This window comes from Microbacterium sp. AC145 (genome assembly GCF_979258505.1).
Map to the genome: position 1 here is coordinate 2850803 of NZ_OZ409859.1, position 13499 is coordinate 2864301.

The window sequence follows — 13499 nt, forward strand, 5'->3', positions numbered from 1 at the left end:
TCAGGGCTTCGCTCCTCGCTCAACGACCGGCGAGGGGTCAGCCGCTCCTCCCACAACCCTCCAGACCCTGAAAGGCCTCTCATGTCCTCCTCCCGCACCGCTGCCCGCACCGCCGGCGTCGCGATCCGCGCGATGCTCGTGTTCACCCTCGTGCTCGGCATCGGCTACACGCTGGTCGTCACCGGCATCGGCCAACTGCTGCTGCCGTTCCAGGCGAACGGCTCTCCGCTGGCCGACGGTAAAGGCAGCTCGCTGATCGGTCAGAGCTTTGCGGATGATGACGGCGACGCGCTTCCCGAGTACTTCCAATCACGCCCGTCGGCAGCCGGCGACGGATACGACGGCCGCGGATCGAGCGGCAGCAACCTCGGCCCCGAGAACCCCGACCTCGTCGCCTCGATCGCCGAGCGCCAGGCCGCCATCGCCGAGCGCGAGGGCGTGAACGAGGATGCCGTGCCGGCCGACGCCGTGACGGCATCCGGATCAGGCCTCGACCCGCACATCAGCGTCGCCTACGCGCTGCTGCAGGTGCCGCGCGTCGCAGACGAGCGCGGCCTCGCCGAGCAGGAGGTGCGCGACCTCGTGGAGTCTAAGATTCAAGGGCGGGATCTGGGATTCCTCGGCGACGAGCGCATCAATGTCGCAGAGCTCAATCTCGCTCTCGATGAGCGGGAGGGCGAATGACGGCAGAGCGTCACGGCACGCGCGGTCGACTCCGCGTGCTGCTCGGCGCGGCACCCGGCGTCGGCAAGACGTACGAGATGCTCGCCGAAGGCAAGCGGCTGCTCGACGAGGGCCGCGACGTCGTGATCGCGATCGTCGAGACACACGGCCGCGCGGCGACCGCGGCGCAGACCATCGGCATCCCCGAGGTGCCCCGACGTGTCGACCAGCACCGGGGCGTGCCGCTGAGCGAGATGGATCTGGATGCCGTGCTGGCACGCCACCCCGAGATCGCGCTCGTCGACGAACTCGCCCACACGAACACCCCCGGTTCGCAGAACGCCAAGCGCTGGCAGGACGTCGACGCGCTGCTGGCCGCCGGGATCGATGTCGTCACGACCGTCAACGTGCAGCACATCGACTCGCTGAACGCGGTGGTCGAGAAGATCACCGGCATCGCCCAGCAGGAGACGATTCCGGATGCCGTGGTGCGCGCGGCCGACGAGATCGAGGTCGTCGACCTCGCTCCGCAGTCACTGCGCGACCGTCTCTCAGCCGGACTCGTCTATCCCGCCGAGCGGATCGACGCGGCCCTGTCGAACTACTTCCGCCTCGGCAACCTCACTGCTCTGCGCGAACTCGCGCTGCTGTGGCTCGCTGACGAGGTCGACAGCGCGCTGCGCAGTTATCGCGCCGACCACGGCATCGAGGGCACGTGGCAGGCGCGCGAGCGCGTGGTCGTCGCCCTCACCGGAGGCCCGGAGGGCGAGACGCTGCTGCGCCGTGGCGCCCGCATCGCAGCCCGCTCGGCCGGCGGCGAACTGCTCGCGGTGCACATCGCCGCGCAGGACGGGCTTCGCGACGAGACGCCCGGGGCTCTTGCGGCTCAGCGCACACTCGTCGAATCGCTCGGCGGCAGCTTCCACCAGATCATCGGCGACGACATCCCGGGCACCCTCGTCGAGTTCGCGCAGGGAGCGGATGCGACCCAGCTCGTCATCGGCGTCAGTCGCCGAGGTCGACTGGCGGCGGCGCTGACCGGGCCCGGAATCGGCGCAGAGGTCATCCGCCGCTCCGGCGACATCGACGTGCACATCGTCACCCACGCCGCCGCCGGTGGACGTGCAGCGCTCCCCCGCATCACCGGCGGCGCGCTCGGATGGCGGCGGCAGCTGCTCGGCTTCGCGGTCGCCCTGGTGTTCGGACCGCTGCTGTCGTGGGCCATGTTCGCGTTCCGCAGCCCCGAGTCGATCACGGTCGAAGTGCTGGCCTTCCAGCTGCTGGTCGTGATCGTGGCACTCGTGGGCGGGGTGCGTCCTGCAGTCTTCGCTGCGGTGCTGTCGGGTGTCACCCTCGACTTCCTGTTCGTCGCGCCGCTGTTCACCATCACCATCGCGCATCCGCTGCACGTGCTCGCCCTCGCGCTCTACGTCACGATCGCCATCCTCGTCAGCATCATCGTCGACCAGGCCGCGCGTCGAGCGCGTACCGCTCAACGAGCCGCCGCCGAGGCCGAACTGCTCGCCGCGGTCGCCGGCAATGTGCTGCGCGGCGACAACGCCGTGCTCGCCCTCGTCAGCCGCACGCGTGAAGCATTCGGCCTCACTGGAGTGCGCCTGCTGAGCGCCGACGGTGAGGTGCTGGCGAGCGACGGCGAACCCGTTCCCGACGGTCGCGCGACGACGATCACTGTCGACTCGGGCCCTGCGCCGGCCGTGCTCGAGCTGCACGGCGAACCTCTCGACACTCCCGCTCGACGCCTGCTCGATGCGATCGTCGCTCAGCTCGCGGCAGCGATCGAGCACACCGACCTGCGGGCGACCGCGCGCGAGGTCGCCGCGCTCGCCGAGACCGACCAGGTGCGCACCGCCCTGCTCTCGGCGGTCAGCCACGACCTGCGCCGACCGCTCGCCTCGGCCGTCGCCGCGATCGGCGGACTCCGCGGGGCGCACTCGCTGTCGGCATCCGACCGCGAAGAGTTGCTCGCCACCGCCGACGAGAGCCTCGCGACCCTGTCGTCGCTCGTCACCGACCTGCTCGACGTCAGCCGCGTGCAGGCCGGCGTGCTCGCCGTCTCGACCATGCGGCTCGATGTCGCAGGCCCCGTGCTGGCGGCCGTCGACGAGCTCGGTCTCGGCCCCGGCGAGGTGGATCTCGCGTTGGATGCCGACCTGCCCGCGGTGTCGGCCGATCCGGTGCTGCTGCAGCGCGTGCTCGTGAACGTCATCGCGAACGCGCACCGGCACTCCCCCGATGACAAGCGGGTGATCGTGTCGACGAGCACGATCGCCGACCATGCCGAGATCCGGGTCATCGACCGCGGATCCGGCGTTCCCGCCGAGAAGCGAGACCAGATCTTCCAGCCGTTCCAGCGCCTCGGAGACACCGACAACAGCACCGGGCTCGGTCTGGGTCTCGCCCTGTCGCGCGGATTCGCCGAGGGCATGGGCGGTACCCTGACACCCGAGGACACCCCCGGCGGTGGACTCACCATGGTCATCTCCCTGCCGTTGGCGGGGACCCCCGATCTCATGCAGGAGGAGACGGAGTGAAGCTCCTCATCGCCGACGACGACCCGCAGATGGTGCGGGCATTGCGCATCACGCTCGCCGCTCACGGATACGAGGTCGTCGTCGCGTCCGACGGCGCCGCCGCCGTGGCCGCCGCCGCGCAGACGCATCCCGACCTCATCATGCTCGACCTCGGGATGCCGCGACTCGACGGCATCGAGGTGATCCAGGCGCTGCGCGGATGGACGAACGTGCCCATCATCGTCGTGTCGGGTCGAACCGGATCAGCAGACAAGGTCGAGGCTCTGGATGCCGGGGCCGACGACTTCGTCACCAAGCCCTTTCAGGTCGACGAGCTGCTCGCCCGGCTGCGCGCGCTGTCCCGTCGCTCGGTTCCCGCCGGCGGGGAGTCGACCGTCGGATTCGGCGATGTCGTGGTCGACCTCGCGACCAAGACCGTCACCCGCGCCGGTGCGCGCGTGCACTTGACGCCGACCGAGTGGCGCATGCTCGAGCATCTCGCGCGGCATCCTGGAGCACTGGTCACCCGGCAGGATCTGCTGAAGGAGATCTGGGGCAGCGAACAGGTCTCCGACTCGGGCTACCTGCGGCTGTACATGTCGCAGCTTCGCAAGAAGCTCGAGGCCGAGCCGAGCGCGCCGGTTCATCTGCTGACCGAGTCGGGGATGGGCTACCGGCTGGTGGTCTGAGGGCGAGCGGATGTCGGCTGCCCCGCTTCGCTGCTTCCCGCCGATCCTCCCGCCGAGATCCGGTCAACCGCTTGAGATGCGGAAGCGAACGCCAGAAGCATCCGCATCTCGCGCGGTTCGCCGGTTCTCGAGTCAGGGTGTCAGGCGGATGCCGGCTCGCGGTGACGACGCAGTCCGCCGACGATGCCGGCAGCGACGAGCACGACGGCCACGATGATTCCGGCGATCGCTGTGACCGTGCTCTCGGGCTCATCGGTGAGGCGTCCGACGGCGAGCCAGCTGAGCCCCCAGGCCGTCGCGAGGGCGGGAGCGAGACGCTTGGTCACGAGTGCGCTGGCGACGCCGATCACCATCACCACGGCGAGCACGGCGACAGCCCAGATCTCGGCCTGGTCCTCCCAGCTCGCGGGAGCGATCTGCGTGAACCATGCCGCGGTGTTGGCGACCGTCGCGATGGTGACCCACCCGAAGTGCAGGCCGTTGGCCCCGTCGACGACGATGCGCTCGGGCCAGCTGCGGGCCCGGCTGCGTCCGAGAATCACCATGACCCGGGCGAGAGTCGCGAGAAGCACAGCGATCATGAGCACGGTCAGCGGCAGGGACAGGAACTGCGCCGTCACGAGCCACAGCCCGTTCAGCACCATCGACGCGGCGATCCATCCGCCGACCGCGCGCTGGCGCTCATTCGAGCGCTGCGCGGGAAGCGCCTGCCACACCGTGTAGGCGATGAGCCCGATGTAGATCAGCGTCCAGATCGAGAAGGCGGGTCCGGCCGGAGCCAGGTACGACCCCTGGGCCGAGAGCGCTCCGTCCTGCAGTTCACTCACCGAGGTGCCGCCGAAGGCGCCCGATCCGACGGCTGCGGCGATCAGCATGAAGGTGGCCGCGGCGATGATGGCTGACTGGCGGGCGATGTCCTGCGTCCGGGATTCCATGCTCGAAAGATATGCGCGTCTGCAGCAGCGCCACAGACCCTTGACACTAGAGAGGCTTACAGCTAGCCCGGCTAGCCAAACAGTGTGGACCCACGCCTTTCGACCCGTCTTGTCCGGAAGCCGCACCCCGTTGGCGGCCAACCGCGTTGGGCGGCCAACACCGTATTGGGCGGCCTTTCAGACAGCATCCGTCCGCCCAACACGGAGAGTTCCGCCCAACAAGGCGCAGACACCAGGCGGTCACCGTCAGCCAACGCCCCGCCCCGCGCGAGGGCGCGCGCGTCAGGCGGCGACAGCAGCGTCGATCAGCACCTCGGCGGCGTTGCGCGCCTGCACGGCGACCTGCGGATCGGCGGCGATGGCCGCGGTGCTCTGCGCACCCTCCGCGAGGATCGACAGTTGAGCAGCGAGGGATGCCGGGGCACCGGCGTCGACCACGAGACTCGCCATGTACGCCTGGAACGACGCCTTGTGATCGCGCACGATCTGCGCGACCTCGGGGTTCGTGCCACCGAGCTCGCCGAACGCGTTGATGAAGGCGCAGCCGCGGAAGCCGTCGGCGCAGAACCAGTCCTCGAGGTATCCGTACACCGCCAGCAGTCGTTCGCGCGGGTCCGCACCGGCATCCGCCACCGCGCCCGTCAGGCCGGACTCCCACTCCGCATGCTTGCGCGCGAGCACTGCGGTGACGATGTCGGTCTTCGAGGGGAACAGTGCGTAGAGACGGCGCAGCGACACGCCGGCCGCCGCTCGCAGCTCATCCATGCCGACAGCAGCGTAGCCCTTGCGGTAATACAGCTCATCGGCCGCCGCAAGGATCTGTTCACGCGCTGTTCCGTCGGTCATGATCCCAGTGTACTTGACACGAGAACGAGCGTTCTCTACAGTGGACAACATCAGGCGAGAACGATCGTTCTCACCGCACCGAAAGGATCAGGATCATGGGCTACATCACCGTCGGAAACGAGAACAGCACCCCGATCGAGCTCTACTACGAAGACCAGGGATCGGGTCAGCCCGTCGTCCTGATCCACGGCTACCCGCTGAACGGACACAGCTGGGAGCGCCAGACTCGCGAGCTGCTCGCTCAGGGCTACCGCGTCATCACGTACGACCGCCGAGGCTTCGGCCAGTCGTCGAAGGTCGGCACCGGGTACGACTACGACACGTTCGCTGCCGACCTCAACACGGTGCTCGAGACCCTCGACCTGCGTGATGTCGTGCTCGTCGGCTTCTCGATGGGCACCGGCGAACTCGCCCGCTACGTCGGCACCTACGGCCACGACCGCGTCGCCAAGCTCGCGTTCCTCGCCTCGCTCGAGCCGTTCCTCGTGCAGCGCGACGACAACCCCGAGGGCGTGCCGCAGGAGGTCTTCGACGGCATCGAAGCCGCGGCGAAGGGCGACCGCTATGCCTGGTTCACCGACTTCTACAAGAACTTCTACAACCTCGACGAGAACCTCGGCAGCCGCATCAGCCAGCAGGTCGTCGACGCCAACTGGAACCTCTCGGTCACCAGCGCCCCCGTCGCCGCCTACGCCGTCGTCCCGACCTGGATCGAGGACTTCCGCAGCGACGTCGACGCGGTGCGCGACTCGGGCAAGCCCACGCTGATCCTGCACGGCACGAAGGACAACATCCTGCCGATCGATGCGACCGCCCGCCGGTTCCACAAGGCAGTGCCCGCCGCGACCTATGTCGAGGTCGAGGGCGCCCCGCACGGCCTGCTCTGGACCCACGCCGACGAGGTCAACGCCGCGCTGAAGGACTTCCTCAGCAAGTGATGCACCATGCCGCGGCATCCGGAACCCGAACCGGATGCCGCGGCATTCGTCTGCGCACGGAACAGATGACTCGCACAGCCAGCGGCACGAGCCGCGACCGGAGCGGTTAGCGTGAGTCGATGAGCGACGGAAACAATCCTGCAGCGCTGGTCGAGCACCAGGACGGATGGACGCATCGCGCAGGGCGGATGCTCTCGACGCTCCGCCCGGCCCTCGACGGGCTCTCCGGCATCGAGGCCGCATCCCTCGACCACATCGGCTCGACCGCGGTTCCCGGGCTGCCGGCCAAACCACTGCTCGATCTGCAGCTGCGGATCTCTCCACTCCCCGACGACGCCGACCTCTGTCGCAGGCTCGAACCGCTCGGTTATGTGCGAGCACGCGGATCCCGCCCCGACTCCCCCGGCGTCGATCGTGACCAGCCACGCGGTTCGGTCGCTGTCGATCCCGCAGTCTGGGAGAAGTCGCTGTTCTGGCACGAGGGCGAGCAGGCGATCCTCCATGTCCGGCGCTCCGACTCACCCTGGGGCGTGTACACGGTCTGGTTCCGGGACTGGCTGCGCGCGGTCCCAGACGCTCGCGACCGCTATGCCGCCGAGAAGCGCAGACTCAGCGCGGAGCAGGTCGGCAAGCCCGACTTCGACGACTACACGCGGGCGAAGACGGGCTTCTTCGACCTCGTGCAGTCGGAGTTCGAGAGCTGGGCCACCGCCCACCCCGCCGCGTTCGAATCGCGCACCTGACCCGATATCCACCGGAGATGGGGCCAGGTGAGCGATTCGAACGCGGCGGGGATTCCGGATCCGGCCCCCCGTGGCTCAGCCCTTGACGGATCCCTGGGTGAGCCCGCCGACGATGTACTTCTGCAGCGAGAAGAACAGCGCGAGCACGGGCACGGCGGCGACCACGACGCCGGCGGCGAAGAGCCCCCAGCGAGAGGTCAGCTGATTCGAGACCCACTGGTACATGCCGACGGCGAGGGTCCAGTTGTCTTCGGAGGTGAGGATGATCTTCGACAGGATGAAGTCGCCGAAGGCCGCGAGAAAAGCGAGCAGCGCGACGACCGCGAGGATCGGCACGACCAGCGGCATGATGAGCCGCCAGAAGATCTGCGCGTGGGTCGCCCCGTCGATCTTCGCCGACTCGTCGATCTCGACCGGGATCGTGTTGAAGAAGCCGTACATGAGGAACGTGTTCGCGCCGAGCGCGCCGCCGAGGTACACGCAGATCAGGGCGATCTTCGAGTTGATGCCCAGGGCCGGCACGACATCGCCGAGCGTCTGCAGCATCAGGAAGATCGCGATGAACGCGAGCGCCTGCGGGAACATCTGCAGCACGAGCAGGGTGGTGAGGCTGGCCCGTCGCCCGCTGAACCGGAAGCGCGAGAACGCATACGCACCGCAGGCGCCCATGAGCACCGAGCCGACCGCGGTCACGCCGCCGATCAGCAGGGTGTTGCCGAACCACACCCAGTAACGCGATTCGCCGAGCGCGATGTAGTTCGCGGGGTCGAACGCGCTGAACAGGGCGCTGGATGCCGCCAGGCTGCCGTTCGGGTTGAGCGACGCCGACAGCACGTAGACGAGGGGGAACGCGGCGAAGAACAGCACGCCCGCGGCGAGGATGTACTTCCAGCCGACCTCGCTCCACCACCGGCGCCGACGCGCACCCGCACGCGCAGCCTCGGCATCCTTCGACGAACCGGTCACGATGACTCTGGTCTCACTCATCACTGGTACTCCTCGAGCTTGCGGGTCTGTCGGAAGCTCAACGCTGAGATGAGACCGACCACGATGAAGGCGATGATCGACAGCGCACTCGCGAGGCCGTAATCGGCCGCACCACCTGAGACGCCCGAGACGTCGTAGATGGCCGAGACGAGGATGTCGGTCGAGCCCAGTGCATACGGTGCGCCGGCGATGGCCGGCCCGCCGTTGTTGAAGGTGTAGATCACGGTGAAGTTGTTGAACGCGACCGCGAACGAGGCGATCAGCAGCGGCGCGGTCGAGACGAGCAGCAGCGGCAGCACGATCGAGCGGAAGCGCTGCAGCTTGTTCGCGCCGTCGATCTCGGCAGCCTCGAGCGTCTCGCCCGGGAGCGATTGCAGTGCACCGGTGCACACGAGGAACCAGTACGGATAGCTCAGCCACACGTTGACGAAGATCACCGCGGCTCGGGTGAGCCAGGGATCGCCGAGCCAGTTGATGTTCGCGCCGAAGAAGAGCAGGTCGTTGATCACGCCGAACTCGGCGTTGAACATGCCGCGGAACAGCAACGCAGCCATGAACGCGGGGAACGCGTAGGGGAGGATGAACAGCGCCCGCAGGAACCGACGACCCTTGACCCGAGGATCGTTGTAGACGATGGCGAGGCCGAGTCCCACGGCGAAGCTCAGCACGACCGACAGGATCGCGAATGCGAAGGTCCAGACCGTGACGCTCAGCAGGGTCCCTGCGAGGTTCGCATCGGTGAACAGCTTGAGGAAGTTGGCGAAGCCGACGTTGACCGACCAGCCGGTCGGCAAGGCCGTACCGTCTTCCGCGACGAACGCACCGAGATCGGTGGCGGTGTAGACCGTGCCCGACTGCGTGTCGGTGATGGTCTGCGCGTCGTCATCCCACACCAGCGTCGGCTCGTAGACCGAGCCGGTGGATCCTTCGCGGGTGCGGATCGAGCCGTCGTTCGGGTCGTCCGAGACAGGAACCCGGAGATCTTGGATCGTCGCGCCCAGCGTCGCATCCGTCAGCACCGACGCCCGCGGGACGACCGTCCACCCCGGCACGTCGCTCGGGGCACCGGTGGTGCCGACCTCGGCGCCTGCGACGTCGGAGAGCGGCTCGGTGGCCGATCCGACCTGCACGTCGCCGTCGTCGTCGACGATCGCGAAGCCGAGCTCGCCGCCGCGCTCGACGATCGACAGCGGGTATTCGGACGAGCCCTCGACGCGGCGCTCGCCCTGGATCAGCGCAGCCTCGACCGCCTGCTCCTGGGTGCCGACGTGCCCGGTGCCGTAGTTCGTGAAGGCGATGTACGCCGTGTATCCGAAGATGAAGACCTGGAAGACGAGCAGGAAGATCAGCCCTGGCAGCAGGTACTTGAGCGGCAGCGCCCTGCGGGTGAAGTACACCCAGTCGGCGATGATGACCAGCAGCACGACGACGCCGAGGACGATCCACGACTCGGCGCTCCAGGCCGAGATCGCCGTCATGATGCCGAAGGCGTTGACCAGCGCCATGAGCGCGAGCTTGATGAGGAACCCCCAGCCGAGGCCGCGGAAACGGCGGGCGTGGGATTCGCGCGAGGGCTTCACCACAGGGGTGGGCGCCTCGGTGGGCGGTGTGCCTGGATCGTCATGTCATCAGTCCTGTCCGGTGGGGCGTTTCGTCTCGCTCCGTCCGCTCAACGACCGGATGCGGTCGTTGAGCGAGCGGAGACACCGAGACGAAACGCCCCACGAGTCGGGTCAACCAGCGAGAGTCGTCTCGAGGTCGGCGACCATGGTGTTCCACGTCGACACCGGGTCGGCGCCGTTGATGATCTGCGCCTGCGCGGCGTTCCAGAGGTCCCACACAGAGCCCATCTCGGGGATCGACGGCATCGGCACGCCGCCCTGAGCGGATGCCACGAAGCCGGCCGTGATCGGGTCGGACGAGACCTCTTCGGCGAGCGTCGACCACGCGGGGATGCGGGGGTCGGCCTCATACAGCGCACGCTGCGCGTCTTCGGTGCCGAGGTAGTTCGTGAGGAACTCCTGGGCGAGAAGCGCGTTCTTGCTCTTGCTCGACAGGTAGAAGCCCTGCACGCCCACGAACGGTGCGGCCGTCTCGCCACCGGCCGACGGGATCGGGTTCACCGCGACGTTCACGCCCTCGAATGCGCTGATCGCCCACGGCCCCTGGATCGTGTACGGAGCCTTGCCCGAGGCGAACAGCTCGTTGTTGATGTCGTAGTCGATCGTGGTCGAGATGTAGCCGGTGCCGTTCGCGCCGTTGGCGCCGAGCCAGCTGGCGAAGGCCTCGCCGGGCGCTCCGCCCATGCCGACCTCGCTCGTGTACGAACCGGTGTCGTCCTGCACGAAGACAGGGGCGCCGAACGAGGTCTGCAGTCCGTACATCGTGTATCCGTCGCCGGTCTCGCCGCCCGTGTTGATGACGAAGGGACGCTCGGTGCCTGCGGCCACGCCCTTGGCGATCATGTCGTCCCAGGTGGCGGGGGCTTCGGCGCCGACGAGGTCGACGTTCTGCACGAGCGCGATGGTCTCGAGCGAGTACGGCAGCGCGTAGAGCTGGCCGTCGTAGGTCATGGCGTCGAGGGCGACCTGCTCGAACTCCGTGGCCTTGTCGCCCAGGTCGATCGTGTCGACGACACCGGCGGCGACGAGTGCGCCGAGCCAGTCGTGCGCGCCGACGGTGATGTCGGGGCCCTCGCCGGTCGGCACCTGAGCGATGAAGTCGTTGCGGAGGTCCTCGAAGTTCTTCTGCACGAGGGTGACCTTTGCCCCGGTCTCCTCCTCGAAGGCCTCGGCGGCTGCGGTGATCGCGGCTTCGCGCTCGGCATCCGTCCAGATGACGAGCTCGGCCCCGTCGCCGGATGCCGCGTCGTCGCCGCCCTCCGGCGCGCCGGCCGAGCAGCCTGCCAGGAGGACGACCGCGGACAGAGCGAGTGCGCCGACTCCGATGTGCTTGCGCATGCGTTTTCCTATCTGTTGTGGCCGACGATGCGCTTCGCGTCATCGCGACCTGTGGTGGGTATTCGGTTGGTGCCCTTCGACGGGCTCAGGAACCCGTCGAAGGAGTGGTGGTGCGGATGACGGCGACGCCGCCTGCCGCGATGGTGAGCGAGCCCGAGATCTCGGCGCCGGTGAGCAGATCGACTCCCGACGCGTCGAGCGTGACGTCGTCGTCGTTGTGGTTCACGGCGATGCGGTAGACCGCGTCGGCGCCGTGGCGCGTGACGACCTCGACGCCTTCGGCGACTCCCGACGGTGCGATGTCGGCATCCGCGTAGACCTCGTGCAGCAGCGCGCGCATGCCCGTGGCATCCAGGCGGGTACCGACGTACCAGCCGGTGCCCGAGCCATGGCGGTGACGGGTGATCGCCGGTTCGCCCTCGCCGGGTCCGCCCGAGAAGTTGGCGACGACCTGGGCTCCTTCGAGCGCGATGTCCTCCTGCCAGACGTCGGCGACGATGCCCTCGTGGTCGACCCAGTCGAGTCCGTGACTCTCGCCCTCGCGCAGCGGCAGGAACTCCTCGACCGTGAGGCCGAGCGCGTCGCGCAGCGGGGCGACGAATCCGCCGGCGTGCACGGCGTCGTTCTCGTCGACGATGGCCGAGAAGAACGACACCAGCAGCGTGCCGCCGTCGTTCACGTAGGCGGTGAGGTTCGCGGCATCCGCGGCGCTCAGCATGTACTGGGCCGGGGCGACGACCAGGCGGTAACCCGAGAGGTCGTGACCTGGCAGCGCGAAGTCGACCGTGATGCCGTCGCCCCAGAGCTGCTCGTAGAAGCGGCGCACCTGAGCTGCGTGCGTCACGTCTTCGGACGGACGCCATTCGAGATCCTGTGCCCAGAACGACTCGAAGTCCCAGAGGATCGCGACGTCGGCCTTCACCGTGCTGCCCTGCACCTCGTCGAGGCGGCCGAGCGCTGCGCCGAGGTCGACGACCTCGCGGAAGACGCGCGACTCCGCTCCGGCGTGCGGCAGCATCGCGGAGTGGAACTTCTCGGCACCCGAGCGCCCTGCACGCCACTGGAAGAACAGGATGCCGTCGGCTCCGCGACCGAGGTGCGTGAGCGAGTTGCGCGTCATCTCGCCGCGACGCTTGGCGATGTTGCGCGGCTGCCAGTTGACGGCCGAGGTCGAGTGCTCCATCAGGATCCACGGCTTGCCCCCGCCGACCGAGCGGCTGAGGTCAGCGGCGATCGCGAGACCGATGTGCGCGTCTTCGTCGGCCGCCCACAGGTAGTGGTCGTCAGAGACGATGTCGACCTCGCGGCCCCAGGCCCACAGATCCGTGGTCCAGCTCTGATTCGCCATGAAGTTGGTGGTGACGGGCTGGTCGGCGTGCGCGCGGATCGCGTCGCGCTCGGCGATGAAGCACGCGCGCAGCTGGTGGTCCGTGAAGCGGGCGAAGTCGAGGCGCTGGGCCGGGTTGACGACGCTCGGGGCGATGGCCGGAGCACCGACGTGCTCCCATGCCGAGTAGTGCTGACCCCAGAATGCGGTGCCCCAGGCGCTGTTCAACGCGTCGAGCGAGCCGTACTTCTCCTGGAGCCAGAGCCGGAAGGCGGCGACCGCGTTCGGCGAGTAGTCCTCGCCGACCGGAACGCCGTACTCGTTGTGCACGTGCCAGAGCACGACCGACGGATGCTGCGCGTATCGCGCCGCGAGAGCATCCGCGATCCGCACGATCGCCTCGCGGTAGGCCGGGGCGGAGTGCGAAGCCATGCCGCGCGAGCCGAAGCCCATGGTGCGACCCTCGCGGTCGATCACGTGCGCGTCGGGGTGGTTCGCGAAGAACCAGGCGGGCGGTGACGCGGTGGGGGTGCCGAGATCGACCTTGATGCCGTTCTCGTGCAGCAGGTCGAGCAGCTCGTCGAGCCAGGTGAAGTCGAACTCGCCCTCGGCGACCTCGATGAGTGCCCACGAGAAGATGCCCACGCTGACGAGATTCACGCCCGCCTCGCGCATCAGGACGACGTCTTCGCGCCACGTCTCGGGCGACCACTGCTCGGGGTTGTAGTCGCCGCCATAGGCGATGCCGCTCAGGTCGGGCCAGGCGTGGGGGGAGGTCATCGGCACTCCATCGGGTCGGTGCGGTCGTGGTGCGTGTCCCGACATGCTGTCGCTCATTCGACTGGGACCGGTCTCAGCCTGACTCATGGGACGGACTGGG

At 68.4% G+C, this 13499-nt stretch carries 11 protein-coding genes; 5 read left to right on the forward strand and 6 right to left on the reverse strand.

The window, feature by feature from the left end:
- Positions 1-81 precede the first annotated feature (81 nt).
- From kdpC to ACZZZN_RS13700, 3 genes are read left to right on the forward strand one after another with little or no spacing between them, the layout of a single operon-like run.
- A complete protein-coding gene (gene kdpC / locus ACZZZN_RS13690; RefSeq protein WP_463505685.1) occupies positions 82-684 on the forward strand; it encodes a potassium-transporting ATPase subunit KdpC in 603 nt (200 codons plus the stop codon).
- Positions 681-3215, forward strand: a complete 2535-nt coding sequence (locus tag ACZZZN_RS13695) for an ATP-binding protein (RefSeq protein WP_463505686.1) — start codon at positions 681-683, stop codon at positions 3213-3215. Before kdpC ends, ACZZZN_RS13695 begins: the two co-directional genes overlap by 4 nt.
- A complete protein-coding gene (locus tag ACZZZN_RS13700) occupies positions 3212-3883 on the forward strand; it encodes a response regulator (protein WP_463505687.1) in 672 nt (223 codons plus the stop codon). The genes ACZZZN_RS13695 and ACZZZN_RS13700 overlap by 4 nt, the downstream gene beginning before the upstream one ends.
- Before the next feature lie 140 nt (positions 3884-4023).
- Here ACZZZN_RS13700 and ACZZZN_RS13705 read toward each other — a convergent pair whose 3' ends face one another.
- Positions 4024-4818, reverse strand: coding sequence for a tryptophan-rich sensory protein (locus tag ACZZZN_RS13705; protein WP_463505688.1), 795 nt, complete (start codon positions 4816-4818; stop codon positions 4024-4026).
- A 282-nt stretch (positions 4819-5100) separates the two neighbouring features.
- Positions 5101-5664 (reverse strand): TetR/AcrR family transcriptional regulator, encoded by a 564-nt coding sequence (locus tag ACZZZN_RS13710; protein WP_463505689.1) that lies wholly within the window; start codon positions 5662-5664, stop codon positions 5101-5103.
- A 95-nt stretch (positions 5665-5759) separates the two neighbouring features.
- Here ACZZZN_RS13710 and ACZZZN_RS13715 point away from each other — a divergent pair, with 95 nt between their 5' ends.
- Both ACZZZN_RS13715 and ACZZZN_RS13720 read left to right on the forward strand, forming a co-directional pair.
- Positions 5760-6602 (forward strand): alpha/beta fold hydrolase, encoded by an 843-nt coding sequence (locus ACZZZN_RS13715; RefSeq protein WP_463505690.1) that lies wholly within the window; start codon positions 5760-5762, stop codon positions 6600-6602.
- A gap of 119 nt (positions 6603-6721) precedes the next feature.
- Entirely contained in the window at positions 6722-7345 is a 624-nt protein-coding gene (locus ACZZZN_RS13720; RefSeq protein WP_463505691.1) for a GrpB family protein, read from the forward strand.
- 75 nt (positions 7346-7420) lie between these two features.
- Here ACZZZN_RS13720 and ACZZZN_RS13725 read toward each other — a convergent pair whose 3' ends face one another.
- The 4 genes from ACZZZN_RS13725 to ACZZZN_RS13740 form a co-directional block, all read right to left on the reverse strand.
- On the reverse strand, positions 7421-8332 hold the full coding sequence (locus ACZZZN_RS13725) for a sugar ABC transporter permease (RefSeq protein ID WP_463505692.1): 912 nt from the start codon (positions 8330-8332) through the stop codon (positions 7421-7423).
- Positions 8332-9915 carry an ABC transporter permease subunit gene (locus ACZZZN_RS13730; protein ID WP_463505693.1) on the reverse strand — a complete coding sequence of 528 codons (1584 nt, stop codon included), beginning with the start codon at positions 9913-9915 and terminating at the stop codon, positions 8332-8334. Before ACZZZN_RS13730 ends, ACZZZN_RS13725 begins: the two co-directional genes overlap by 1 nt.
- A 150-nt stretch (positions 9916-10065) precedes the next feature.
- Positions 10066-11292, reverse strand: a complete 1227-nt coding sequence (locus ACZZZN_RS13735; RefSeq protein WP_463505694.1) for a sugar ABC transporter substrate-binding protein — start codon at positions 11290-11292, stop codon at positions 10066-10068.
- 85 nt (positions 11293-11377) lie between these two features.
- On the reverse strand, positions 11378-13399 hold the full coding sequence (locus ACZZZN_RS13740) for a beta-galactosidase (protein WP_463505695.1): 2022 nt from the start codon (positions 13397-13399) through the stop codon (positions 11378-11380).
- Positions 13400-13499: the final 100 nt, after the last annotated feature.

Coding starts and splice junctions, on each gene's coding strand:
- ACZZZN_RS13715 (WP_463505690.1), top strand. CDS start 5,760: ATGGGCTACATCACCGTCGGAAACGAGAACAGCACCCCGATCGAGCTC.
- ACZZZN_RS13720 (WP_463505691.1), top strand. CDS start 6,722: ATGAGCGACGGAAACAATCCTGCAGCGCTGGTCGAGCACCAGGACGGA.
- ACZZZN_RS13735 (WP_463505694.1), bottom strand. CDS start 11,292: ATGCGCAAGCACATCGGAGTCGGCGCACTCGCTCTGTCCGCGGTCGTC.
- ACZZZN_RS13725 (WP_463505692.1), bottom strand. CDS start 8,332: ATGAGTGAGACCAGAGTCATCGTGACCGGTTCGTCGAAGGATGCCGAG.
- ACZZZN_RS13740 (WP_463505695.1), bottom strand. CDS start 13,399: ATGACCTCCCCCCACGCCTGGCCCGACCTGAGCGGCATCGCCTATGGC.
- kdpC (WP_463505685.1), top strand. CDS start 82: ATGTCCTCCTCCCGCACCGCTGCCCGCACCGCCGGCGTCGCGATCCGC.
- ACZZZN_RS13705 (WP_463505688.1), bottom strand. CDS start 4,818: ATGGAATCCCGGACGCAGGACATCGCCCGCCAGTCAGCCATCATCGCC.
- ACZZZN_RS13695 (WP_463505686.1), top strand. CDS start 681: ATGACGGCAGAGCGTCACGGCACGCGCGGTCGACTCCGCGTGCTGCTC.
- ACZZZN_RS13710 (WP_463505689.1), bottom strand. CDS start 5,664: ATGACCGACGGAACAGCGCGTGAACAGATCCTTGCGGCGGCCGATGAG.